Genomic DNA, 23,084 nt, shown 5'->3' with positions numbered 1-23,084 from the left:
GACGGCGACGGCGCCGCGGTCGGGGGCGGGCGGTCGCACTTCACCGAGCTGAAGACCGACCCCGGCGCCCCGGGCCTGGAGAGCCTGCTGGCCGAGGTGAACAAGCTGGAGCGGGTACGGCGCCTGGAGCTGCCCGCGGACCTGTTCGCGGACGTGTCGGAGAAGCTCGTGGACGCCTGGCGGGCGCGGGCGTCGAAGGAGTACCCGGCGAACCTGGAGCGGATGAAGCCGCCACGGCGCCTGACACTGCTGGCCACGCTGTGCCACGTGCGCCAGACGGAGATCACCGACTCGCTGGTGGACCTGTTCATCCAGCTCGTGCTGAAGATCATCACGCGGGCGGAGCGGAAGGTCGACAAGGAGCTGGGGGCGGAGCTGAAGAAGGTCCGGGACAAAGAGGCGATGCTGCTGCGGGTCGCGGAGGCGGCCCTGTCGGAGCCGTCCGGCACGGTGCGGCGGGTGATCTTCCCGGTGGTCGGTGGTGAGAAGACGCTGAAGGCCCTGGCGGCGGAGGCCGCGGCGAACGAGGCCCGGTACAAGGCCCGGGTCCGGCGCCGTGCTGCGCTCCTCGTCCTCGGCGCACTGGAGGCAGATGCCGTCGCCGCTGCTGAAGGCGCTGGAGCTGAAGTGCAACAACACCGCCTACCGGCCGGTGATGGACGCGATCGACCTGCTGAGGCGGTATCTGGGGCAGCCGTTGAAGGAGGGCGCGTTCTTCGATGCGGCGGAGACGGTGCCGCTGGACGGGGTGGTGCCCGAGCAGTGGCGGGCGGCAGTGGTGGACGACAAGGGCCGGGTCGAGCGCATCCCGTATGAGCTGTGCGTGCTCGTTCCCTGCGGGACGCGCTGCGCCGTCGGGAGATCTGGGTGGTGGGCGCGAGCCGGTGGCGTAATCCGGAGGACGACCTGCCCGCCGACTTCGAGGACAACCGGGACGTCCACTACGCGGCCCTGGGCCAGCCGCAGGACGCGGGTGAGTTCATCACCGCCTTGAAGGCCAAGCTCCGCACTCGTTGGACCGCTTCGAGCAGGCTCTGTCCGCGGGCACCACGGGCGGGGTCGCGATCGTCAAGAAGCACGGCGAGCCGTGGATCAGGGTCTCCCCGCGCGGCAAGCAGGAGGAGCCGGAGTTCCTGGTCGCCGTCAAGGCGGAGATCGAGCGGCGCTGGGGCACCATCGACCTGCTGGACATCCTGAAGTACGCCGAGTTCGACACCGGCTTCATCGTCGAGTTCACCTCGGTCGCCACCAGAGAGAACCTGTCCAGGGACGTACTGCGGCGCCGGCTGCTGCTGGTGCTGTTCGGTCTGGGCACCAACATGGGCGTCAAGCGGGTCACGGTCACCGGCAAGCACGGCGAGTCCGAGGCGACGCTGCGCCGGGTGCGGCACCTGTTCGTCAACCGGGCCAACATGCGCGCCGCCTTGCGCAAGCTGGTGAACGCCACCTTCGCCGCCCGGGACGAGATGTGGTGGGGCACCGGCACCGCGTGCGCCTCCGACAGCCGCAAGTTCGGCGCCTGGTCCAGCAACCTGATGACCGAGTGGCACCAGCGTTACCGCGGCCCCGGCGTGATGAACCACTGGCACGTCGAGCGGAAGTCGGTGTGCATCTACTCCCAGCTCAAGTCCTGCTCCGCCTCCGAGGTCGCCTCGATGATCAAGGGCGTGCTGCGACACTGCACCGACATGGAGGTCGACCGGCAGTACACCGACACCCACGGCGCGTCCATCGTCGGCTTCGCCTTCGCCCACATGCTCGACTTCAAGCTGATGCCGCGGCTGAAGAACATCGGCTCCGCGCGGCTGTACCGGCCCGCCGCCGGTGAGGACGACAACTGGCCGAACCTCGCACCGGTGCTGTCGACCAAGACGATCAACTGGGACCTGATCCGCAAGCAGTACGACCAGATCGTGAAGTACAACACCGCCCTGCGCCTGGGCACCGCCGAGGCCGAGCAGGTCCTGCGCCGCTTCGCCCGCGGCGGACCCAAGCACCCCACCTACCAGGCGATCGAGGAACTCGGGCGGGCGGTACGCACGGCGTTCGTCTGCGACTACCTCGCCGACGTCGAACTCCGGCAGGAGATCCACGGGGGTCCGCAGGTGGTGGAGAACTGGGACAGCGCGAACAAGGACCTCTTCTACGGCAAGGACGGCGACCTGGCCGGGTCGGACAAGGAGTCGCAGGAGGTGTCCATGCTCGCCCTGCACCTGCTCCAGTCCGCCCTCGTGCACGTCAACACGCTGCTGATCCAGCAGGTCCTCGCCGACCAGAAGTGGGCCGACATGCTCACCGACGCCGACCGGCGGGCCCTGCCCCGCTGTTCTGGACGCACGTGAACCCCTACGGCCGGTTCGAGCTGGACATGAACAGCAGCCTCGACCTGGACCTGACCGCCCCGGCCCGGGCCGTGCCCGCCCCGCGCAGCCCGCAGAGAGAGGCGGTGCCGACCGGAGGAGACGCCGCGGTGCTGTTCTAGACGCGGGCGGCCGCCGGGCCGGAGGAGTCGGACCCTGCCCGCTAAGCCGAGGCCCAAGGCTGCCTCCACGACCGGCGTCCCCGAGGTCGTCCCTCGCGCCGCTGTTCGTCGCGCTTGCGCTGCCATAGAGGTGCCATGCCGGGCGCGTAACCGCAAACCGCCGTGACGTGAACGTTCGAGCTGCCCCGGACCTCACGATCGCGGCAGCCCGATCGGGGAGACACCCCTGCAGACAAACAAGAGCAACCTCAGTGCCGAAGACGGGGAGGGGAAACAGCCGGGTCCCTGCCGCGCCGACGCGGCAGGGACCCGGCACGCCCGCGCTCCACGGGGGGATTGAAGAGCGCGAGGCGCAAGGGAAGAGCCCTTGACCGTGCACGCCTTGCCGCACACGCCCGGTTCAAACGCGCAGGGCGAAGAGAAAGCGGAGCGGCGGCAGAAACGTCCTGTTCCTCCAGGGCTGCGGCAAAGTACCGGCTGGTTCTGGATGCGCCCCGTCTTCTCGGGCAGGCGCTGGGGGAGGGAAGCGGCGGCCGGCCGGTTCGGTGTGTGCTCCCGGCGGGGTGACGGTGTCGTGCGTAGCGTGGGCGGTGAGGGACGAGAGCGAGAGGGCGTTGTGAACTCCGACGAGGAACCGAGCGGCACACCGAGCGAGACGCGTCTGCCCGGGCTTGGGCTGAAGCTGGACGAGCAGCTGGAGGGGATCGCGCAGCAGCTGCGGGAGCTGGCTCGGGCGAAGGGCCGGTTGCAGGGGCTGCTGTCGGCGGTGCTGGCCATCGGCGGGGATCTGGACCTGCCGGCGGTGCTGCACCGGATCGTCACCACCGCCATGGACCTGGCCGGGGCGCGTTACGGCGCCCTCGGCGTCCTGGCCCCTTCCGGAGATCACCTGGAGCAGTTCATCACTGCCGGCCTCACCGAGGAGGAACGGGCCGCGCTCGCGGGAATCGACTTCCCGCACGGCCGCGGCGTCCTGGGTCACCTGATCCACCATCCCGAGCCACTGCGCGTGGAGGACATCCCCTCGCACCCGGCCTCGGTCGGATTCCCGCCCGGCCACCCGCCCATGCGCACGCTGCTGGGCGTCGCGATCACCGTCCGCGGCGAGATCTACGGAGACCTCTACCTCTCCGAGCGCGGGGACGGCCGGCCGTTCGACGAGGACGACGAGGCCATCGTGCGCGCCCTGGCGGGAGCAGCCGGGATCGCCATCGAGAACGCCCGCCTGTTCGGTTACATGCGTGACAGCGCCGAACAGTTCCAGCGGCTGCTGCTGCCGACCCTGCCCGACCTGACGCCGTTCTCCGGCGCAGCGGTCTACCGCACCGCGGCCGAGCCGGCCAGCGTCGGCGGCGACTGGTACGACGCCGTCGTCCTGCCCGACCGCGCCTGCGCGGCCGTCATCGGCGACGTCGTCGGCCACGACCTGCACGCGGCCGCCGCCATGGCCCAGGCCCGCAACATGCTCCGCGCCCTGCTCTACGACCGCCAGACCCCGCCCAGCTCGGTGCTGACCCAGCTCGACCACACCGTCCACGCCATCACCGACCTGCCGGTCACCACCGCATGCCTGGTCAGGATCGAGCCCACCGGCGACGGCTGGACGCTCCACTGGAGCACCGCCGGCCACCTCCCGCCGCTGATCCTGACCCCCGATGGATCCGCCCGATACCTGCATGCGGAGCCGGGCATCCCCCTGGGCGTCGACCCCGACATCCACCGCCCCGACCACACCCACGAGCTGCCGCCGGGCGCCATCGTGCTGCTGTTCTCCGACGGCCTTGTCGAACACCCGGACCATCCCATCGACGACCGCCTGAACGCCCTGGCCGATCTCGCCGCCGCGCACGCCACCCAGCCACTGGACGCCCTGGTCCACGCCCTCGCCGACCACCACCCCAGCGACGGGCACGACGACATCGCCATCCTCGCCATCCGCACCCCCGGCGAAGAATGACCCCCACCCGAGCCGAGCCTCCTTTCGCGAAGGCCAAGCACGGCAGGGTCAGACCGGTGCCCTGCAGGCTCTCCTCCAGGGCGGCCGCAGTGCGCACGGCTCCCGTCCCCGCAGGCGCGCAGTCCGGGCCGATCGTGGGCATGCTGATGGGTGTAGTGCTCAGGTATCACGTCGTGGAGGGATCATGCTCATCCAGCACGCGTTCGAGAACGGCGTCCTGCATGTGCACCTCGTACAGGACCTCGAAGTCCACAACCGCGCCGCGGCCGCCGTACACATCGAGCAACTTCTCATCACACACCGCCCCCGGACGCTGCGCCTCCAGCTGCCCACCGCCACCCCCTCACCGGCATCCCTGAGCGCCCTGGCCCGCACCCGCCGGCTGTGCGAAAGCCTGGGCGTCGGTCTGAGCGTCGTCAGCTCCGCCTCCCTCGCCCCGCCCGCCGCCGCATGAGCGAAACTCTGCAGCGGGTGCGCGAAGCGCTCCTGCGCGCAGGATTCGACCCCCACCCCGCCGACGACAGCGGCCTGCAGATCCGCAAGCAGGACGAGGAGACGGTCGAGGTGTGGTGGGAAGCCGACGACGTCCTGCGCCCCACCGCGATCACGCATGCCGCCGAGCCAGGCCTGGCCGGCCGTATGGAGATCGCGGGCATCCACCACGCGATGGACATCGCCCTCACCGAGATCTTCCGGAAAGCGGGCCTGCACGTCACCCACCGCCCCGACGACACCCTTCTCGTCCAACAGCCACCCAAGGAATAGAGACGGCGACGGACTCTTCCCCCTTCACTCTCGTGCGGTTCTCACCAACGATCCTTTGCGCGAGCAAGATCAACAGCGGACGGCCGGACCTCCGCCGGACCCGAATGCGTTCGCAGAACCCGTTCTCACTCAAAAACGGGAGAGATCCCCTTCTGAGACTTGCATGGTGCGAAATCCGGGCCCATGACGGACCCTCGGGAGCCTTCCCCGACCGACCGGTCGGATGCCGACGACGTCGAACAGCACGCCTGCCCGAAGTGTGACGCCCAGCCCGGCTCGCCCTGCCGCTCGCGCGGCGGCGCGGTCGCCTCCGCCTACCACACCCGCCGCTTCACCATGGTGCCCCGGCTGAAGAAGGCGCTGCGGGTGCCCACACCGGCCGACCGCAGCCCGGGTCGGCCGTGGCGGCCGGGCACCCAGCCGCAGGCGCCGATCGACCCGGACCTGCCGAGCGCGGACATTCGCATCGGCTGCGCGCGGTGCTCGACGCTCGGGCAGGAACTCGACTACCGGCTCGACGCGCTCAGCAAGCACGGCATCCCGAGGGAGAAGATCTTCAGCGAGAAGATCAGCACCCGCGTCCGGGTCCGCCCGAAGTTCGAGGAAGCGCTTCGGGCTGCGCGGGAGGTCAAGGCGCACGCCCCGCACTGCCGTGTCATCTTCACCGTGTACGAGATGAAGCGGCTCGGCCGCGATGCCGCCGAGCTGACCGCGCTCGCCGACCACCTCACCGCTCACGGCCTGGTCCTGGAGATGCTCGCCGGGCCCCTGCCCGGGATCTACGACCCCACCGGGCCGGGGAAGCCGCTGTTCGCGTTCTTCGCGGTGATGGCGGAGACCGAGCGGGAGAACATCCGCGAGTCCACGGTGGAGGGGCTCGACACCGCGGTTCGCAAGGGCGAGCACGGCGACCGGCCACCGGTCGTCACCGATGACATGCTCCACACCGTCCTGCGGCGCCGCGCGGACGGCGAGTCCGTCGAGCAGATCCAGCCCGACCTGATCATCCCCACCGGCAAACGCAAGGGACAGAACCCCTCGGTGGCCAGCATCTACCGGGCGCTCGCCGAGCACGCCAAGCGCGAGGTGTACCCCGAAGCCGTCGAACAGGCCCACGCCGACTTCACCGCCCTCCAGGTCGGTGACATCCCCGGACCCCGCCTCGCTGTCCCTGACCGAGCGTCACTCTGATCACAGAGAGCTGCTTGTCACTTCGCCGTAGCTTCGGGGGAGCAGGGCCGAGACGGTTATTTGCCTGATCCACACCGGCAGATCCGCCCGGACTCCCCGTCGGCCTGGTCTACTTCGTGCTGCACGACGTGGAAGGCGAGAGCCGGGCCCGCGAGCTGGCCGCAGCGCTGCACGTCGCCCTCTACGGCGAGCCCCAGCCTTTGGAAAGCTGCCTGCGCAGCTCGTGGAGGACGTCAGGGCTGCCGGTACGGACCACCTGCTCCAGCAGCCGGTCGAGCCGGGCATCGTCTCCCGCGCCCACCGCGTCCACGATGCCCGCGATGACCTCGCGCGCTCCAGGCGGCAGCCCCCGCTCACCGCGTCGCCGCCTCCGCCTCAGCGAGCTCGGCCTCCGGGGTGTCCTCGCGGTGCAGGAAGGCACCCAGGAGGTCACCGACCGGGTGGTCGGCCTCGGATGGGTGACGCAGGGCCACGCTGTCGTCGACGGTGTAGCGGTTGCGTCGTCCCACCCGGGTGCGGGTCAGATAGCCGGCCACCTCCAGGTCGGCGACGATGATCTGCACCGCGCGTTCGGTGATCCCGATCCCGGCGGCGATGTCGCGCAACCGTACCTCGGGGTCGCGGGCGATCCGTAGCAGCACCCGTGCGTGGTTGGTGAGGAAGGTCCACTGGTCGCCGCGTGCCGATGAGCTGCTCATGGCCTCCATCATACGAACCCGACTTCGCATATTCGCCCCTTCGTGCGAACTTTTATTAGCGAAAAAAATTTCGCGTAACTGTTGACGGGTGTCGGTGCCGCAGGTGACGCTTGAGGGGATTCCTCCCGTTAAGGAAGGCGGGCCGTAGCCATGACCCGACTGCTCTCCCACCCCGTACGCGACCACGGCCACCGCCCCGCGCGGGCGGGTCTGGTCCAGCCGATCGCGGCCGTGCTGACCGATCGCATCGACGATGTCGCGGTGGCCGAGGCGGCCGCGCGGATGGCGCTGGTCCGCCGGGTGCCGCTGCTGCTGATTGCCGTGATGCCCCCGCACGTCGGCCGTTCCCCCCTCGGCCCGGCGGCCTGCCCGTCGGTGCGGGCGGTTCTGGCCCGGGTCATGCCCAAAGTCGGCCCCCACGCCATCGGCTGCATCCCCGAGGTGTTCCACCTGCCGGCGGGCAACGGATCACGGCTCGCGGCGGCCAAGCAGCTGCTGGCCCTGGCCGGCCGCCACCGGGCTCCGGACGTGGTGGCCTCGCGTCGCGGCCCGCACGGGCTGGACGCGCACGCCCTGATCGAGGCCGCAGCCCTGCGCGGCGGCCCGTTCGTCCATGCGATCGCCCCTGCGGCCTGGGTGCCGCTGCGATCGCCCTCGACGTGATCGCCTCCTCAGCGTGACCTGCCGTCCGGCCCCTTGAGAGGAAACGTTTAGCGATGAATGACCTGTCGTTCGCCGTCCCGCTGTGGGTGTGGGCCGCGGTCACCGTCGGCATCTGCGTGATGCTCGCCGTCGACCTGATCGCCCACCGCGACAACCACGTCATCGGCTTCAAGGAAGCCGCGATCTGGAGTGGCATCTGGATCGCCATCGGCCTGGGCTTCGGCTTGATCCTGCTGGCGTGGCAGGGCGGGGAGGTGTCCTCCACCTACTACGCCGGCTACCTGATCGAAAAGGCCCTGTCGATCGACAACGTCTTCGTCTTCGCGCTGGTCTTCTCGTTCTTCGCCGTCCCCGACGCCTACCAGCACAAGGTCCTGTTCTGGGGCGTGCTGGGCGCCCTCGCGGCCCGGCTGGTGTTCATCTTCGTCGGCGCCGAACTGCTCCAGGTGTTCTTCTGGACCGCCTACCTCTTCGGCGCGTTCCTGATCTGGACCGGCTGGAAGATGGCCGTCTCCAAAGACGAAGAGGTCCACCCCGACCGCAACCCCATCGTCCGCCTGGTCAAGAAGCTCATCCCCACCGATCCGAAGTTCCACGGCGACAAGTTCTTCATCCGCCGCAACGGCAAGCGGATCGCGACGCTGCTGTTCGTGGTCCTGGTCGCCGTGGAGGCCACCGACCTGATCTTCGCGATCGACTCCGTCGCCGCCGTCCTGGCGATCACCACCAACACCTTCCTGGTGTGGACCGCCAACGCCTTCGCCGTTCTCGGCCTCAGGAGCCTGTACTTCTGCCTCGCCGGACTCCTGCGCCGCTTCCAGTACCTGCACTACGGGCTGGCGGTCCTGCTCGTCTTCGCCGGCGTCAAGCTCATCCTGTCCGAGACCCCCGTCGGCAAGCTCCCCATCCCCCTCACCCTCGGCGTCATCGTCGCAACGATCACCATCTCCATCGGCTGGTCCCTGATCGCCACCCGCAACCAGCCCACCGACGGCAGCGACGAACAGCACCCGGCCCAGACCGGCGAGGACGAGCCGATCGCCGACCGACCGCCCGTCGAACCCACCCGCCAGCAGCCCACTGCCCACCGCAGCCCGAACCCAAAGAACATGCCATGACCACCACCCAGACACCCCGGCCGTTCATCCCCTCCCCGGCCCCGCCGGAGGCCCACATCTACCATCTCTCCCTGCACTCCAGCGGCCATGTTCTGGCGCTGTTCACCGGCTCCCGTGCCGACCGGGCCGTGGCCGCCCACGCGGCCGACCTGGCCGCCCGCACCGGACACAGGGTCATCGCCGCGGCGGTCGTGCGCAGCACCGGCTTCAGCATCAACGCCCTGCTGCACCACGTCCGCTCCCGCCGGATCCAGGCCGAGACCCACGCCATCCTCACACCCGTCATGCCGGCCATCGCCCGCGCCGGCCCGGTCCAGGTCACCGCCCTGGTCGTGCCCGCCCGCAGCAACCCCTACCGGGACCTGCCCGCCGACCGCATCGAGCGCCTCGCCGAGCGCACCGGCACCGAGGTCGCCGTCAGCCCCGTCCCCCTGACCGGATACACCTCACCCATCACACGACACCTTCAGCGAACAGCACCCGACCCGCTCACCACCCCGGACGCGCAGCGACGGGGCCGCCGCGGCACCCGGCAAGACGACTCCGCACCACCGAGGAGGTCGTGATGGCTGCCCGGGGCGTGGTCGGCGTCGACGGCTCGGCGTCGAGTCTGGCCGCCGTCGAGGCCGCGGCACGAGAAGCCCGCTGGCGCGGCGCCGGGCAGCACCTGGTGCACGCCTTCATCTGGCCGACCATGCACGTGCCGCTGGGCCCATCAGAACTGGGCCCGCCCGACGGCGGCCTGCGGAACATGGCCCGGCGCCTGGTGGCCGAGGCCGAGGAGCACGCCAGGACGGTGGCCCCCGACGTGACGGTCACCTCCGCCCGTCGTGACCGGGGACGCGCTGACGGTCCTCGAAGCGCAGTCCCGCACGGCGCAGCTCATGGTGATCGGCTCCCGGAACACGGGCGGCGCCATCGGCCTGCTGGTGGGCTCGACCGCGGTACACCTGGCCGCCCGCGGCCACTGCCCCACCCTGGTGGTCCGGGCCCCGGCGACGCTGCGGGGCCCATCGTGCTCGGGGTCGACGGGTCGGCAGCCGGGGAACGGGCAATCGAGTTCGCCTTCGCCGAAGCGGTATTGCGTAACGCCGACCTGCTCGCCTACACCCCCTGGAACACACAGACACCCCCGCCACCCGACCCGGCCCTGCCCTACGCGAGCGCGCCCGGCGCGCCGGCCGAACGCGAAACGTCCCTGCTGTCCGCAGCCCTCGCCGGCCACCAGGAAAAGCACCCGGACGTGCACGTCGAATGCCATGCGGTGCGACAGGACACCCGCGAGGCGCTCATCAAAGCCAGCCGCACCGCCCAGCTGCTCGTCGTCGGCGCCCGTGGACGAGGAGGATTCACCGGACTGCTCCTCGGATCAGTCAGCCAGGCCATGCTCAACCACGCCCACTGCCCCGTCGCGGTGGCCCCGACAGCCAGCACGACCCGGTGACCGCAGACCTCCGCGGCCCACCATGATCAAGCTCACCGATAACCACGGTTCGATTGATCCCCGACGCCATACCGATGTACCGAGGCCGTGCCACTCTCGCAAGTGCCGTCACGCAACTCCGCCGAGCCGGATCCCCGCAGCCCAATAACCAAGATCAAGTGCTTAGCGCTAACCGCTGTACCGATGTTCCCCAAGGCCGGCGATAGCGGAGACCGAGCGGGAGAACATCCGCGAGTCCACGCTGGAGGGGCTCGACACCGCGGCCCGCAAGGGCAAGCACGGGGCCGGCCGCCGGTCGTCACCGACGACATGCTCCACACCGCGCTGCGGCGGAGGGCCAACAGGGAGTCGGTCGAGCGGATCCAGCCGGACCTGATCATCCCGACCGGCAAGCGGAAGGGGCAGAGTCCCTCGGTGGCGAGCATCTACCGGGCGCTGGTCGAGCACGCCAAGCGAGAGGCGTACCCCGAAGCCGTCAAGGCCGCACACGCCGACTTCCCCGCCATGAACAACGGAGCGGTCCCGAGCCCCGCACTCAAGCAGAGGCCCTGAAATCACACGGAGCTACTTGTCCCCTCGCCGTAGCTACACGAGAACAGGGCCGACACGGCACAGTCTCAGGCGCACACCGGCGGCCAGGCAGCGCCGAGGGACCCGCACGAAGAGCTCGGTGCCGGAGCTGTCACAGAACGTGACTCCCGACAGATCGAGCTGCAGCTCCCGCTCCCCTCGGCCGGCGAGGCCGGTCAGCTGTGGTTCGACGCGCTCGGCGGTGTCCATGTAGAGCTCCCCGGCCAGGGCGACCGTCAGCGTGGTGGGGCCCGGTGCGGTGACCGTCAGGCTCACCGGCGTCATGATCATGAGAATCTGCCTCCGTCCAGGCGTCGGCGGGAAGGGGTGTCTCGTCCGTCCGCCGACGCCGACAGTCCACTCCAGCGCGCCCCCGAGGGGCGAGGTCCGGCAGGCCCCGGGACGGGGGCGAAGGTCCCTCGTCGGAAACCTGCCGGGCGGCCTTCACGCGTGCGGTACGACCGCGACCGGGCAGCCGGCGTGGTGCAGCGCGGCATGGGCCACCGATCCGATGCGGGTCCCGACGGGGGAGTGGCGCATCCGGCGACCGACCACGAGCAGCCGCGCCCGCCCGGCGGACGACAGCAGTACCTGCGCCGCACTTCCCATCTCCACGTGCTCGATCACCGGCACATCCGGGAACCGCTCGCGCCAAGGGGCGAGAGCCTCGTGCAGCGCCTTCCTCTCGAACGGCTCCAGCCCGCCCGCCCGGTCGGCCAGGTACATCGAGCCGGGACTGTAGGCGTAGACGGGAGGCAGGTTCCAGGCCCGTACCGCTCGTACCGCCGCGCCCCGTGCGGCAGCCGCCTCGAAGGCGAACCCCAGCACCACGTCGCTCTCCTCCGGCGTGCCTTGCTGACCCACGACGACCTCGCCGCCCTCCATACCCCGCGCGTCCTCGCCCTGGGCACGCACCGAGACGACCGGCCGGGAGGCGGTGGCGATCACCTGCTGGCCGTACGAACCGAGCAGGAAGCCGACGAAGGCGCCGTGTCCACGGGAACCGAGCACCAGCATCTCGGACCTCTCGGCCTCGGCGAGGAGAGCGGAGACCGCCGTGTCCGGCACTACTTCCGCGGTCACGGAGAGCCCCGGGTACCTACCGGCCACGTGTGTCTCGGCTTCCCGCAGGACAGCGCCGGCGGCCTCGGCCTCGGTCTCGCGGTGCTGGACGACGGGCACGTCCAGCGGTTGCCAGAGCCAGGCGTGAACGATCCGCAGCGGTACACCGCGCAGTGAGGCCTCTCCTGCCGCCCACTCGGCCGCCGCCAGGCTTTCCGGCGATCCGTCCACACCTACGGCGATAGCGCGGTTCATGATGATGGCCTCCGTACGGTTCGACGGGCACGGCTCCTGCGGCCCGCCCTCCGGCACTCAGCATCGGTGAGCGGACGCTTCTTGAAGAGGGCCGGTCGGCCCTGCACGGCGGTCCGCACGGGCCCGCGCCCGGCGGGGACGACCGCGTGCCGTCGGTGAGGGGAGGCACGCGTGCGTCCTCTTCAGGCACGCCACTTCCGCTCCCACGCTGTGTCCTCGCTCGCCGACCGGTGCGGTCTTGGCACTATGGAGGACCGAGAACCTGGCGGGAGAGACGGGTTGCCGGCGGCGATGGCCCGGAGGCTGGGCGTGAGCACAGGGCGTATCACCAGTCCCTGGCACCGCTGCGGTCGTCGGCGAACGCCGACCGGTCCCCGGGGAGGAGAGGAAGCTCGTGGGCTGCCTGCAGCACGTAGAGGGCGTCGTCTTCGACACGGACGGCGTGATCACCGACTCGGCCCGTGTGCACGCCGCCGCGTGGAAGGCCGCTTTCGACGCCTGCCTGAAGGCGCACCCTCCGGCCGATCCGCCCGCACGGCGGCCGTTCGACAGGGACGACTACCTGCGGTACGTCGACGGCAGGTCGCGCCTGGACGGCGCCGTGTCCTTCCTCGCGTCGCGAAGCGTCGTGCTGCCCACCGGGACCCTCGCGGACCCACCGGGCACGGACTCCGTCGCAGCGGTGGCCGCCTACAAGGAACAGCTCTTCACCGAGCGGCTGCTGGCCCAGGGGATCGAGGCGTACCCGGGGACGCTGCTCCTGCTGCGTCGCCTGCGCGAGCGCGGGGTGGTGATGGCGGCCGCGTCCGCCTCCCGGCACGCCGGAGAACTGCTCGGCCGCTCCGGAGTGCTGCCGTACTTCACGGCCTTGGTGGACGGAGCCGAGGCGGCCCGCCTGGGCCTGCCGGGCAAACCCGCCCCCGACCTCTTCCTCGAAGCGGCCGGACGGCTGGGACTGCCGCCCGGACGCACGGCCGTGGTGGAGGACTCCCTGGCCGGAGTGGAGGCGGGCACACGCGGCGGGTTCCGCCTGGTGGTGGGGGTGGACCGCAGCGCCGCCCCCGGCACGCGCGCCGCGCTCCTCGACCGGGGCGCGCACATCGTCGTGAACGACCTCGCCGAACTGCTCACCGCCGACTCCACCGAGGAACGATGATGACGGAGCACGCCCCGGAGACGAACCACACCTGGGAGTACGAGGGGTACGAGCCCGGCGGGGAGCGCCTGCGGGAGGCACTGTGCACCCTCGGCAACGGATACATGGCGACCCGGGGCGCGATCCCGGAGTGCACGGCCGACGCGGTGCACTACCCGGGCACGTACGCCGCCGGCTGCTACAACCGGCTCACCTCGACCGTCGCGGGCCGCCAGGTCGAGAACGAGGACATGGTCAACCTGCCCAACTGGCTGCCGCTGCGTTTCCGGATGTACAGCCCGCGGGGCGACACGCCGTGGTTCACCCCCGACGGCGGAGCCCTGCGTGAGCACCGCCAGCATCTCGACCTGCGCACCGGCACCCTGGAACGCACGACGAGGTACGAGGCCGACGGGCGCGTGCTCGCCGTGCGCCAGGTCCGCCTCGTGCACATGGGGGACCCCCACATCGCGGCACTGCGCACCGAGTTCACGGCCGAGGGCGGCTGGTCCGGCGACATCGAGGTGGAGGCCGCCCTCGACGGCTCCGTGACCAACAGCGGTGTCGCCCGATACCAGCAGCTCGACGGCCGGCACCTGGTCCACGTCAACGCCGGGGACGGCACGGCCGACACCATGTGGCTGCGGTGCAGGACCAGTACCTCCGACATCCGGGTGGGCCTGGCCGCCCGTACGACGGCCGACACGGGCCTGGTCGAGGCCGGCACGGCGCACGAGCCCCTGCGCGCCGTACAGCACATGCGTCTGCGGCTGTCCGCGTCGGAGGGCGCCCGCACGGTCGACAAGATCGTCGCCCTGTACACGTCCCGGGACCCCGCCATCAGCGATCCGCTGCACGCGGCGATCGACGCGGTCGGGCGGGCGCCCTCCTTCCCGGTGCTCCTGGAGTCACACCGGACCGCCTGGCGCCAGCTCTGGCGCAGGGCGGACCTGGACGTGCCGGGCGAGGCGGGCCGCATCCTGCGGCTCCACCTCTTCCACGTGCTCCAGACGCTGTCGCCGCACACCGCCGAACTGGACGTCGGCGTCCCGGCCCGGGGCCTGCACGGAGAGGCGTACCGTGGACACGTCTTCTGGGACGAACTGTTCGTCCTGCCGTACCTGAACCTGCACCTCCCGGAGGTGTCCCGCGCGCTGCTGCTCTACCGCCACCGGCGCCTGCCCCGGGCCCTGAACGCGGCGCGCGACGCGGGCAGGAGGGGCGCCCTCTATCCGTGGCAGAGCGGCAGCGACGGGCGGGAGGAGACCCAGCAGCTCCACCTCAACCCCCGGTCCGGGCGCTGGCTCCCCGACCACACGCACCTCCAGCACCATGTGGGCTCGGCCATCGCGTACAACGTGTGGAAGTACTACGAGGCGAGCGGGGACAGCGAGTTCCTGCACACCAAGGGCGCCGAGATGCTGACACAGATCGCCCGCTTCTGGGCCGACTCCGCCACCTACGACACGGACACCGGGCGCTACCGGATCCTCGGCGTGCTCGGACCGGACGAGTACCACGACTCCTACCCCGGCTCGCCCACACCCGGACTCGACGACAACGCCTACACCAACGTCTGCGCCTCCTGGGTGCTCACCCGGGCCCTGCACGTGTTGAGAGAACTTCCCGCACCGCGCCGCGTGGAGCTGTGCGAGCGGACCGGCCTCGACGACGCGGAGCTCGCCCTGTGGGAGGAGGTGTCGCGCAAGCTCCGCGTACCGTTCCACGCCGGCGTGATCAGCCAGTTCGAGGGCTACGGCGACCTGGCGGAACTCGACTGGGAGGGCTACCGCGCCCGGTACGGCAACATCCGCCGCCTCGACCGGATCCTGGAGGCGGAGGGCGACACGGTCAACCGCTACCAGGCGTCGAAGCAGGCCGACGTCCTCATGCTCGGTTATCTTTTCTCACCGCCCGAACTCGCCGGTGTGTTCCGCCGCCTGGGATACGAACTGGACGACGCGACCTGGAGCCGGACCGTCGACCACTACCTGCACCGCACCAGCCACGGCTCGACCCTCAGCGGGCTGGTCCACGGCTGGGTCCTGTCCCGGGTCCGCCGCGAGGAGGCGTGGGCCTACGTCCAGGAGGCCCTGGAAGGCGACGTCGCCGACCTCCAGGGCGGAACCACGGAAGAGGGAATCCACCTGGGCGCGATGGCCGGCACGATCGACCTCGTACAGCGCGGGCTCACCGGCCTGGAGACCCGGAGCGGCGCCCTGTGGCTGGATCCCGTGCCCTCCCCGCGATTCACCGAGTACGGCTTCTCCATCCGCTACCAGGGCCACTGGGGCGTCCAGCTCCGGATGTGCCCCGGCAGTCTGCAGATCAGTGTGCCGCCTTCGGACATGTCCCCGATCGATGTCCGGCTGCCCGACCGTGCCGTTTCGGTGGAGCCGGGCGATTCGGCCGTGCTCGCGCTGGGCCGGCCGTGAGCGGTGGGCATCGCACCGGGACCGCTTCGCCGGGCCGGTGACCACCGCCGCCGAGCCGGCGGCACGTGGCAGCCGGTTGCGCCGTCGCGGGTCGGCGGGCCCCTGGAAAGAACCGCGGTCGAGCAGGACCTCACCCGCGACCGGGCCACCGCCGGCTGCTGCCTCTCGCTTCCACGGCGGCCATGCCCTCCCGGTCAGGAACGAGCCGTCCATTCCCCACGTGGAGACCGGCCTGGTCCAGGCGCCCGGGACCGCAGTGGCGCGGCTGTGGTTCCACCGTGAAGAGGAAAGTCGGGCTCGCCACCATCGCGACCGCCCAGCTGTACACCCCCGGCCGCATCATCGCGGTCGATCTCGCCGAGTCCCGGCTCGACGCCGCGCGCTCCATGGGCGCCGACGCCGTCGTCAGCGCCGCGGAAGTCCCGGAGCAGCTGGTCAGGTACCTCACAAACGGCCTGGGCGCCGACGTCGTGGTAGGGGCTGTCGGCGCCCCCGAGACATTTTCGCCGGTGCGTCCCGCACCGGAGCGCTCAAGGCGGTGCCGGGCCGCCCCAAGCACGACGAGGTCGGTGTGGCCTCCTGGCGGTCACAGCGCGTTCTCCGCCGGTGCTGGTCTTCCCGCCGCGGCGGCCATCGTGTTTGTCTTCCGGGCCGTCCATGCCGACGACGGCGACCCTTTCGGGCCAGGTGTCCTGGCGGCACTCGGCGTAGTCGGAGTGCCGCCGAACGTGACTGTCGTGGGCTGTCCCGGCCCTGTCGCCCGCCGTCGGAGCGGATCCGGGTCCCGGCTCAGCTTCTGTGCCGGCGGAGCCCGGCCGGGAAAAGGAGTTCACGGGCCAGGCGGGCGTCATCGGGGGGCCGATCGGCCCTGGGGCGTGGTGACTCACGCGCGCGAGGCTGGTCCCGAGGCCGTACGAGCTCGGTGAAAGGCGGTGGGGACGATGCAGTCGCCCCTGGTGGTAGGTGTGGACGGTTCGGAATCCAGCTTCGAGGCGGCCGACTGGGCCGCGGACGAGGCGCGTCGTCACGGCCTGCCGCTGCGCATCGTGTACGCGTCCCTCTGGCCGCTTGACGAAGGGGCTGCCCTCGCGGCCGGTCTCGGCCGTCCCGGCGGGCAGGTGTTCGCCGAGAACATCGTGCGAACCACGGTCGGGCGCGTCAGGCACCGTACGCCGGACGTCGAGGTCACCGCCGAGGTCCTGAGGGAGGACACGGTGCCGGCTCTGCTGAGAGAAGGACGGCACGCCCTCGCACTCGTCACCGGCTCCCGTGGCCGGGGCGACATCGCCGGTCTCCTGCTGGGGTCGGTGAGCCTCGCCGTGGCCGCCAAGGCCCACTGCCCCGTCATCGTCGTGCGGGGTGACGAGGCGGGACGTGCCGGCACGCACCAGCGGATCATGCTCGGTGTCGGTCAGGCCGACGTCGACTCCGAGGCGGTCCGGTTCGCCTTCCGCGAGGCGGAGCTGAGGGGGTGCACGCTCGAGGTCGTACGCGCCTGGCGCCGCCCGGCCCACGAGTCCACGGACCACCCGCTGCTGGCGGGAGACCCCGCCCACTATCACGAGGCCCAGGCCTCAGCACTCCTGGACAAGGTCCTCAAGACGGCCGTGAGCGACCATCCGGACGTCCGGGTGAAGCGAGCCACGGTCGAGGGGCCCGCGCGCAAGGTCCTGCTCGCGCGGTCGGCGGCAGCCGACCTGCTGGTCGTCGGAGCACGACGTCGCCACAGCGAGTTCGGTCTGCAACTGGGCCGAGTCGCCCATACCGTTCTGCACCACGCCTCGTGTCCTGTGGCGGTCGTTCCTCGGACCGCGTGACACGAGGGCGACGGCCCGGAGGACTCGGAAGACGGTTCGGGCCGAACGACGGGCCGCTCGGCCCTACCGCGGGTCGTCCGTCCGGATCACGCCGGCGGTGAGGAGCCGGCCGTGGCCCGGCCGGTCGTCGATGCACTCCCGAAAGGAGGCGTGTCGTGAACCGCCGATCGCCGCACACCGTCAATGACGTGATGACATCGACCGTCGTCGCGGTGGGGCTGGACGCCCAGTTCGAAGAGGTCGTGACCGCCATGAGGCAGTGGCAGGTCACAGCGGTGCCCGTCCTGGAAGGAGAAGGACGCGTGGTGGGAGTCGTATCGGAGGCGGATCTCCTGGCCAAGGAAGAGCTGCGCGACGTGGAACCCACGATGATCGCCCAGAGGGAGCGCCTCGCGGACTACGCCAAAGCCGGTGCCGTCACCGCACGGGACCTGATGTCGAGCCCCGCGGTCACGGTTCCCCGGGCTCCACGCTGCCCCGGGCCGCCCGCCTGATGGCGGAGCATCGGGTGAAGCGCCTGCCGGTTGTCGACGAACAGGGGGACCTGAAGCGGATCGTGAGCCGGTCCGACCTGCTCAAGGTCTTCTTCCGGACGGACGAAGACCTCGCCGCCGAGGTGAGGCGTGAAGTGGTCGACCGCCTCTTCCCCGTCTCCCGCATGGGGGTTGACATAGACGTCCGGAAAGGACGCGTGACCCTGACCGGGGCCGTCCGTGACCCCACGCCGGTCCCTGCCGCGGAGCGTCTCACACGGATGGTGGAAGGCGTGGTGGACGTGCGCTGCGACCTCGTGGCGCCCGGGGCTCACGGTGAGGGTGTTCAGTAGTCAGGAGGCTCACTCCTCCTTGCCGGTGGGACGCACGACGACCACCGGGCATGCGGCGTGCTGAGCACAGCGCTGACTCACGGACCCCAGCATCGCGCGGGCGAAGCCTCCCCGGCCCCTGCTGCCCACCACGAGCAGTTCGGCTCCCTCGGAAGCCCTTACCAGGACTTCCGACGGGTCGCCCCGGACCAGCATCTCCCGTACCTCGACGGGCCTGTCCTCGCCGAAGACCGTCCGGATCTCCTCGGCGAAGCCTCTGCGGGCCTCCTCCAGGTCGAAGCCGGGTTCCGTGGCCGGTCCCGCCCAACCGGACTCCGAGGGCGTGTCCCACGCGCAGACGGCTTCGACCGTGCCGCCGATGAGCCGGGCCTGCCCGGCCGCCCAGCGCAGTGCTGCCTGTGACGATGCCGAACCGTCGACCCCGACGACGACGCGGGGAACCGGATCACTGCTGTTCATGGCCGTCTCAGCCCTCACCGGGCCTGGTGCTCCTCCACGGTGCGCGCCCCTGGCGGTCTACGCCAAGCCGGGATGCTCCGTCCGGTCCGCTCGTCCGTCCAGTTCCCGCCCGATGCCGGCCGCCCACGCGTCGATCTCCGCCCAGTCCCGGTAGTCCCCGTAACGGCATCCCAGCAGGCGGAAGAGCATGGCACCCTTCCGGTCCAGGTGTCCGCGCCTGATGACGCCGGAGAAGCGCCGGTGCTCGCGAGGGCGGACGAGGCCGACGAGCCGAGCGATGCGCGGCTGCTCGGCCCTCGCGGCGAGCAGCCGCAGCGGGCCGGGCAGGGCGGCGGTCATGCCCACGCTGAACATCCACACCGGTCGGCTGCCCAGAAGCTCGGCACGGGCTTGGACGAAGGTCTCGGCAGCGGGCAACCAGGCCCCGTCGTGAACGGCGCTGCCGACCACCACGGCGTCAGGCGGCGGGGACAGCGGCCCGGCAGGAAGCTCGTGCACCTCCACGGCGTGCCCCTGCTCCACAAGCCGGTCGCTGATCCGGGCCGCGATCTGCCGCGTGGAGTGGTGCTCTGACGCGAAGACGATCCACACGGACGCCATGACACCTCCTCGTGCCGTCCAGTCTCGCACCGCCCATGGCAGGCGGCGGCGCACGACCTGCCGGTTCTCCCACAGTGCCCGCTCGGCCCACGTCGAGGGCCGTTCATCCCCTGGCGGGCGGCCTGCCCACGTGAGGACCGAAGTGCGGACAAGGGTTCTTCACCGATGCGGAGGAGGTCGTCATCAAGCGATGGATCGCAAGGTCGCCCTGGTGACAGTCCGCACCTCCGGCGAATGCGCCACGGGCCACTTGCCCGGCGCACACGACGTTCCCCTCGATCACCTGGACGCGGCCCCGCCCGCGATCAAGGCCGCCGCCGGCCTTGGGGACCTGCTCGTGGTCTACGCCTCCGGCGCACGTTCGGCCCGGGCACGCGCCACCCCGGCCGAGAACGACATCGTCGCGGCCCCTCCCACCGGCGGAGACGGTCGGGACACTTGGTGACGTGGTCAGAAGCACACCGCGACGAGATACGCGCGGCATCGATGCTCGCACGGGGGCGGTACCCGCCTCCATGCCGGCGCCGACCGCACCACCGGACGACGAAGAAGCGGCGGCCCAGTGCGTCGCCTGGGCCATCAGCAGGGAGACGGCCGTGATCCACAACAGTCATCCGCACCTGGTCACAGAGAGCAGGACCGGGCTGGAACGCAGCGCGAACGCGGGCATGCGTGCGCGGCTCGGCGACCAGATCGTCGTGGAGAGCCCCACCGAGGGAGTGGTGGGCGGGACGGCGAAGTGGTCGGTCTGCACCAAGACGACGGCAGCCCGCCCTATGACGTGCGCCGGTCCGGCACCGGAAGGGTCACGTTGTTCTTCCCCGACCCGGACGCACGCCTCCCGTCAGTCGCCCCGTCAGTGCGGGACCACCTCGGGGCCATGCAGATCGAGCCTGATGTCCACGACTCCCTCGACCGCGCGGACGGCCCTCGCCAGAAGGGGAACCAGAGCGCGGTCCCGTAGCCGGCCACCCAAGGTCACCACACCGTCCGTGACCGCGACGCGAACCCCGGCCGCGGCCGGCAGGTCCGGCAGGACACAGGTTCGGATCTCGGCTGCCATGTCCTCGTCCGTTCGCAGGAACACCTTCAACAGGTCGCTTCTGCTGACCACGCCCTCCAGCAGACCGTGGCCGTCCACGACGGGCAACCGTTTGACGCGCCGCCTCGCCATGACCCTCGCGGCCTCGGCGATGGTCGCGTCCGCGTGGACGGTGACGGCCGGGCTCGACATGAGGTCCTCCGCGTACACCGCCCCCGCCTTGGCCGTGTCGGCGCGCGGCCGGTCCCTCGGGACCGCGTCGTCCACGCGGTACTCCTCCTTGGGCAGGAGGTCCGCTTCGGAAACCACGCCGATGACGCGGCCCTCGCCCGCGAGCACGGGCAGGGCGCTCACCTTCCACTGGTTCATCAGCTCGACGATCTCCTTGTACGACGCCCGACCGCCCACCGCCACAGCGGTGTGGGTCATGACGTCGCTCACGGTGTGTGGTGATGCGTTCATCGCAAGCCTCCACTCAGGTCCCGCCGCCGATGCGACCGCACCGCCGCGCACACGGGTTCACGCGCTTTCCGGCTTCCCGATGTCGTGGGCCACGTCCGTGGCCCACTCCGCGATGCGGTTCAGATCACGGAAGTCACCGCCGCGGCCCTCGTCCAGGATGGCCTTCGCCATGCGCCCCTTCGCTCCGGCCTCGAGCCGACCGCCGAAGGTGACGTGACCGAGGGCGTCCGTACGACGCTGCGCCCGACGGGCACTCGCGACGGGCGGGATGTCCCGCTCGGACGCCGAAGGGTCGAGAGGGCCGCTGCTGAACAGCCACACAGGGCGTTCTCGGAGGTCCTTACGATGCTGCCGCGTGAAGCGCCGGGCGTCCCGGTGCCAGCGGCCCATGTAAAGAGCCCCGCCGATCACGATCGCGTCGTAGGGAGCGACGTCCTCCACTTCGGACGGCGGCCGGACTTCGGCCTCCAGCCCCTCGTCCCTCAGAACGGAAGCGACGACGTGGGCGATCTCGGCCGTCGAACCGTTCTTGGTCCCGTAGGTGATCAGTACACGCCCAGGCACTGCTCCCACCGCCCTTACCGGTAGCCCGGAGGCCGACGCCGACCGCGCCGCCGTCCGGTCTGCGTGTGGTTCCACTTCCGAGCGTGCGCTGATCGACCGGGACAATGAAGGGCCACCGAGGCAGAGCTCGGGGCCGAACGGCCCTCCCCTCGGCTGACGGGGCGCGTCGGCGTCCGTCGCCACGGGCTTCCGGACCGCTTCGGAATCGACGGGGCCGAACGGCCCTCGGCGCTGCCCCATCCGCCTCTCGTCACCGTCAGCGGGCCCTGCGACGGTGGTCGTGGGGGAGGAGTTCGCGCAGTGAGAAGGCGGTGGAGACCGTGTGGTTGCCCCTTGTCGCCGGAGTGGACGGTTCGGCCTCCGGTCTCCGCGCGGTCGACTGGGCGGTGGCCGAAGCATCCCGGCTGGCCCTCCCCGTGAAGATCGTGCACGCCACCATGGAAGAGGATCGCGGAGCTTCCCGCGGCCCGGGAACCGGCACCGCGATCGCTCCCGGGCACGACGTCGGCCGGTATCTGGTCCAGGTGGCTCGGGAGCGGGCTCGGCTGCGCGACCCGGACGTGAAGGTGAGCACGGAGCTCCTGTGCGGCGACGCCGTCGCGGCCTTGCTGCACGCCGGCCGTAACGCCTCCGCGCTGGTCATCGGCGCACGCGGCCATGGCGAGCTGAAGGATCTGCTGCTCGGATCCGTCAGCCTCGGCGTGGCTGCCCGGGCCCAGTGCCCCGTGGTGGTCGTCCGGGACGGTGACAAACCTCCCGCTGACCGGTACGGACGGATTCTGCTCGGTGTCGCGGATGCCACGTCCGGCTCGGAAGCGGTGCGGTTCGCCTTCGAACTCGCGGCGGCACGTGGCTGCGTCCTCGACGCGATGGTGGCTTGGGAGCACCCCCCGCGCACCTCCATCAGCCGGCTCCTCGGTCTTCCGTACCGCGACGACCGGGGCGGACGGCGGGCGAGGGCCGTTCTGGACGAAGCTCTCGAGCGGTCCGCCGGCGAGTTCCCGTCGGTCGACGTCCACCGCGTCGTGATCGAGGGACCCGCACGCGACGTGCTCCTCAAACACTCGGAGGCGACAGACCTGCTGGTCGTGGGAGCCCGGCGGAGGCTGAACCACGCCGGTCTGCATCTCGGCAGGGTGAACCACGCGCTGCTCCACTACGCCGGCTGCTCTGTGGCGGTCGTACCGCAGTGGCGTGGGCCTCCGGAGTGAGCGGCGGGGCCGGGTGGCGCCGGCGGTCTTCCTGACGATGCCGATGGTCGGTGCGCCCTCCCGTCACGGCACTGTTCCGCCCGGACGTCGCGGCGGCGTGGTACGCGCCGACGGGGCGAAGGCGGGCACAGGTGAGTCCTGATGCCCTTCGGTCCGAGGAGTCTCGCGCGAAGCCCGATTCCCGCACCGCCCTGTCGGCCGTGGTCGCCCCGGCGCTCCTCCTGACCGGCTGCGGTGACGACGGCAACGGTTCTGCCGCTCCCTCTCCCAGCCCCACCACGTCCGTTCCGGCAGGCGAGCACAGCCGCGCGGCCGTCGACTTCGCGCA

At 71.0% G+C, this 23,084-nt stretch carries 23 protein-coding genes and 4 pseudogenes; 20 read left to right on the top strand and 7 right to left on the bottom strand.

Annotated features, from left to right (window positions below; genetic code table 11):
- Positions 1-96 precede the first annotated feature (96 nt).
- The 7 genes from IE245_RS36980 (at position 97) to IE245_RS15765 (ending at position 6,395) form a co-directional block, all read left to right on the top strand.
- A complete protein-coding gene (locus IE245_RS36980) occupies positions 97-816 on the top strand; it encodes a hypothetical protein (RefSeq protein ID WP_229851310.1) in 720 nt (239 codons plus the stop codon).
- 197 nt (positions 817-1,013) lie between these two features.
- Positions 1,014-2,342 (top strand): Tn3 family transposase, encoded by a 1,329-nt coding sequence (locus IE245_RS36975; protein ID WP_229851309.1) that lies wholly within the window; start codon positions 1,014-1,016, stop codon positions 2,340-2,342.
- A complete protein-coding gene (locus tag IE245_RS36970; protein ID WP_229851308.1) occupies positions 2,339-2,482 on the top strand; it encodes a hypothetical protein in 144 nt (47 codons plus the stop codon). The genes IE245_RS36975 and IE245_RS36970 overlap by 4 nt, the downstream gene beginning before the upstream one ends.
- Positions 2,483-3,098: 616 nt before the next feature.
- Positions 3,099-4,439, top strand: a complete 1,341-nt coding sequence (locus tag IE245_RS15780) for a PP2C family protein-serine/threonine phosphatase (protein ID WP_373305333.1) — start codon at positions 3,099-3,101, stop codon at positions 4,437-4,439.
- 184 nt (positions 4,440-4,623) lie between these two features.
- Positions 4,624-4,893 (top strand): hypothetical protein, encoded by a 270-nt coding sequence (locus IE245_RS15775; RefSeq protein ID WP_189947814.1) that lies wholly within the window; start codon positions 4,624-4,626, stop codon positions 4,891-4,893.
- Positions 4,890-5,204, top strand: coding sequence for a hypothetical protein (locus tag IE245_RS15770; RefSeq protein ID WP_189947812.1), 315 nt, complete (start codon positions 4,890-4,892; stop codon positions 5,202-5,204). Before IE245_RS15775 ends, IE245_RS15770 begins: the two co-directional genes overlap by 4 nt.
- A gap of 183 nt (positions 5,205-5,387) precedes the next feature.
- Positions 5,388-6,395 carry a recombinase family protein gene (locus IE245_RS15765; RefSeq protein ID WP_189947810.1) on the top strand — a complete coding sequence of 336 codons (1,008 nt, stop codon included), beginning with the start codon at positions 5,388-5,390 and terminating at the stop codon, positions 6,393-6,395.
- A 353-nt stretch (positions 6,396-6,748) separates the two neighbouring features.
- Here the strand turns inward: IE245_RS15765 and IE245_RS15760 are convergent, their stop codons facing one another.
- Positions 6,749-7,093 carry a helix-turn-helix transcriptional regulator gene (locus IE245_RS15760; protein ID WP_189947808.1) on the bottom strand — a complete coding sequence of 115 codons (345 nt, stop codon included), beginning with the start codon at positions 7,091-7,093 and terminating at the stop codon, positions 6,749-6,751.
- A 150-nt stretch (positions 7,094-7,243) separates the two neighbouring features.
- Here IE245_RS15760 and IE245_RS15755 point away from each other — a divergent pair, with 150 nt between their 5' ends.
- From IE245_RS15755 to IE245_RS15735, 5 genes and pseudogenes are all read left to right on the top strand, one after another.
- On the top strand, positions 7,244-7,756 hold the full coding sequence (locus tag IE245_RS15755; RefSeq protein ID WP_189947806.1) for a universal stress protein: 513 nt from the start codon (positions 7,244-7,246) through the stop codon (positions 7,754-7,756).
- A gap of 53 nt (positions 7,757-7,809) precedes the next feature.
- Entirely contained in the window at positions 7,810-8,874 is a 1,065-nt protein-coding gene (locus IE245_RS15750) for a TerC family protein (RefSeq protein WP_229851307.1), read from the top strand.
- A complete protein-coding gene (locus tag IE245_RS15745; protein WP_189947804.1) occupies positions 8,871-9,440 on the top strand; it encodes a hypothetical protein in 570 nt (189 codons plus the stop codon). Before IE245_RS15750 ends, IE245_RS15745 begins: the two co-directional genes overlap by 4 nt.
- Positions 9,440-10,318, top strand: a pseudogene (locus IE245_RS15740) (universal stress protein). The gene IE245_RS15745 and the pseudogene IE245_RS15740 overlap by 1 nt, the downstream one beginning before the upstream one ends.
- 309 nt (positions 10,319-10,627) lie before the next feature.
- Positions 10,628-10,870, top strand: a complete 243-nt coding sequence (locus tag IE245_RS15735) for a hypothetical protein (protein WP_229851306.1) — start codon at positions 10,628-10,630, stop codon at positions 10,868-10,870.
- A gap of 33 nt (positions 10,871-10,903) precedes the next feature.
- On the opposite strand, the gene IE245_RS15730 is transcribed toward IE245_RS15735, so the two are convergent.
- Complete coding sequence (locus tag IE245_RS15730; RefSeq protein ID WP_189947802.1) at positions 10,904-11,179, bottom strand: STAS domain-containing protein; 276 nt, start codon at positions 11,177-11,179, stop codon at positions 10,904-10,906.
- Positions 11,180-11,332: 153 nt separating this feature from the next.
- On the bottom strand, positions 11,333-12,205 hold the full coding sequence (locus IE245_RS15725; protein WP_189947800.1) for a universal stress protein: 873 nt from the start codon (positions 12,203-12,205) through the stop codon (positions 11,333-11,335).
- Positions 12,206-12,599: 394 nt separating this feature from the next.
- On the opposite strand from IE245_RS15725, the gene IE245_RS15720 reads away from it, so the two are divergent.
- From IE245_RS15720 to IE245_RS15700, 5 genes and pseudogenes are all read left to right on the top strand, one after another.
- Complete coding sequence (locus IE245_RS15720) at positions 12,600-13,361, top strand: HAD family hydrolase (protein WP_189947798.1); 762 nt, start codon at positions 12,600-12,602, stop codon at positions 13,359-13,361.
- The gene (locus IE245_RS15715) at positions 13,361-15,775 is read left to right on the top strand and encodes a glycoside hydrolase family 65 protein (protein WP_189947796.1); all 2,415 of its coding nucleotides are present in this window, start codon (positions 13,361-13,363) and stop codon (positions 15,773-15,775) included. The genes IE245_RS15720 and IE245_RS15715 overlap by 1 nt, the downstream gene beginning before the upstream one ends.
- 290 nt (positions 15,776-16,065) lie before the next feature.
- Positions 16,066-16,398: pseudogene (locus tag IE245_RS38060) on the top strand (zinc-binding dehydrogenase); the annotation flags it as partial.
- Between the two features lie 318 nt (positions 16,399-16,716).
- Positions 16,717-17,592 carry a universal stress protein gene (locus tag IE245_RS15705; protein ID WP_189947793.1) on the top strand — a complete coding sequence of 292 codons (876 nt, stop codon included), beginning with the start codon at positions 16,717-16,719 and terminating at the stop codon, positions 17,590-17,592.
- Positions 17,593-17,783: 191 nt separating this feature from the next.
- A pseudogene (locus IE245_RS15700) lies at positions 17,784-18,418 on the top strand (CBS domain-containing protein).
- Positions 18,419-18,427: 9 nt separating this feature from the next.
- Here IE245_RS15700 and IE245_RS15695 read toward each other — a convergent pair.
- Together IE245_RS15695 and IE245_RS15690 are read right to left on the bottom strand one after the other, a co-directional pair.
- Positions 18,428-18,877: a universal stress protein gene (locus tag IE245_RS15695; protein ID WP_030493139.1), complete on the bottom strand. Its 450-nt coding sequence runs from the start codon at positions 18,875-18,877 to the stop codon at positions 18,428-18,430.
- A 57-nt stretch (positions 18,878-18,934) separates the two neighbouring features.
- A complete protein-coding gene (locus tag IE245_RS15690) occupies positions 18,935-19,477 on the bottom strand; it encodes a flavodoxin domain-containing protein (protein WP_189947791.1) in 543 nt (180 codons plus the stop codon).
- 190 nt (positions 19,478-19,667) lie between these two features.
- Here IE245_RS15690 and IE245_RS15685 point away from each other — a divergent pair, with 190 nt between their 5' ends.
- Entirely contained in the window at positions 19,668-19,922 is a 255-nt protein-coding gene (locus tag IE245_RS15685; RefSeq protein WP_189947789.1) for a rhodanese-like domain-containing protein, read from the top strand.
- A 223-nt stretch (positions 19,923-20,145) separates the two neighbouring features.
- Positions 20,146-20,318: pseudogene (locus IE245_RS38235) on the top strand (DUF1918 domain-containing protein); the annotation flags it as partial.
- A gap of 15 nt (positions 20,319-20,333) precedes the next feature.
- Here IE245_RS38235 and IE245_RS15675 read toward each other — a convergent pair.
- Both IE245_RS15675 and IE245_RS15670 read right to left on the bottom strand, forming a co-directional pair.
- Positions 20,334-20,981 (bottom strand): CBS domain-containing protein, encoded by a 648-nt coding sequence (locus IE245_RS15675; RefSeq protein WP_189947786.1) that lies wholly within the window; start codon positions 20,979-20,981, stop codon positions 20,334-20,336.
- Positions 20,982-21,038: 57 nt separating this feature from the next.
- Positions 21,039-21,545, bottom strand: coding sequence for a flavodoxin domain-containing protein (locus IE245_RS15670; protein ID WP_030493143.1), 507 nt, complete (start codon positions 21,543-21,545; stop codon positions 21,039-21,041).
- A 320-nt stretch (positions 21,546-21,865) separates the two neighbouring features.
- On the opposite strand from IE245_RS15670, the gene IE245_RS15665 reads away from it, so the two are divergent.
- Positions 21,866-22,756, top strand: coding sequence for a universal stress protein (locus IE245_RS15665; RefSeq protein WP_229851304.1), 891 nt, complete (start codon positions 21,866-21,868; stop codon positions 22,754-22,756).
- Positions 22,757-23,084 lie beyond the last annotated feature (328 nt).

The organism is Streptomyces roseolus, assembly GCF_014649855.1.
GTDB lineage: Bacteria > Actinomycetota > Actinomycetes > Streptomycetales > Streptomycetaceae > Streptomyces > Streptomyces roseolus.
Note: the sequence above shows the minus strand (reverse complement) of the source record. Positions and strands in the feature narration are given on the sequence as shown.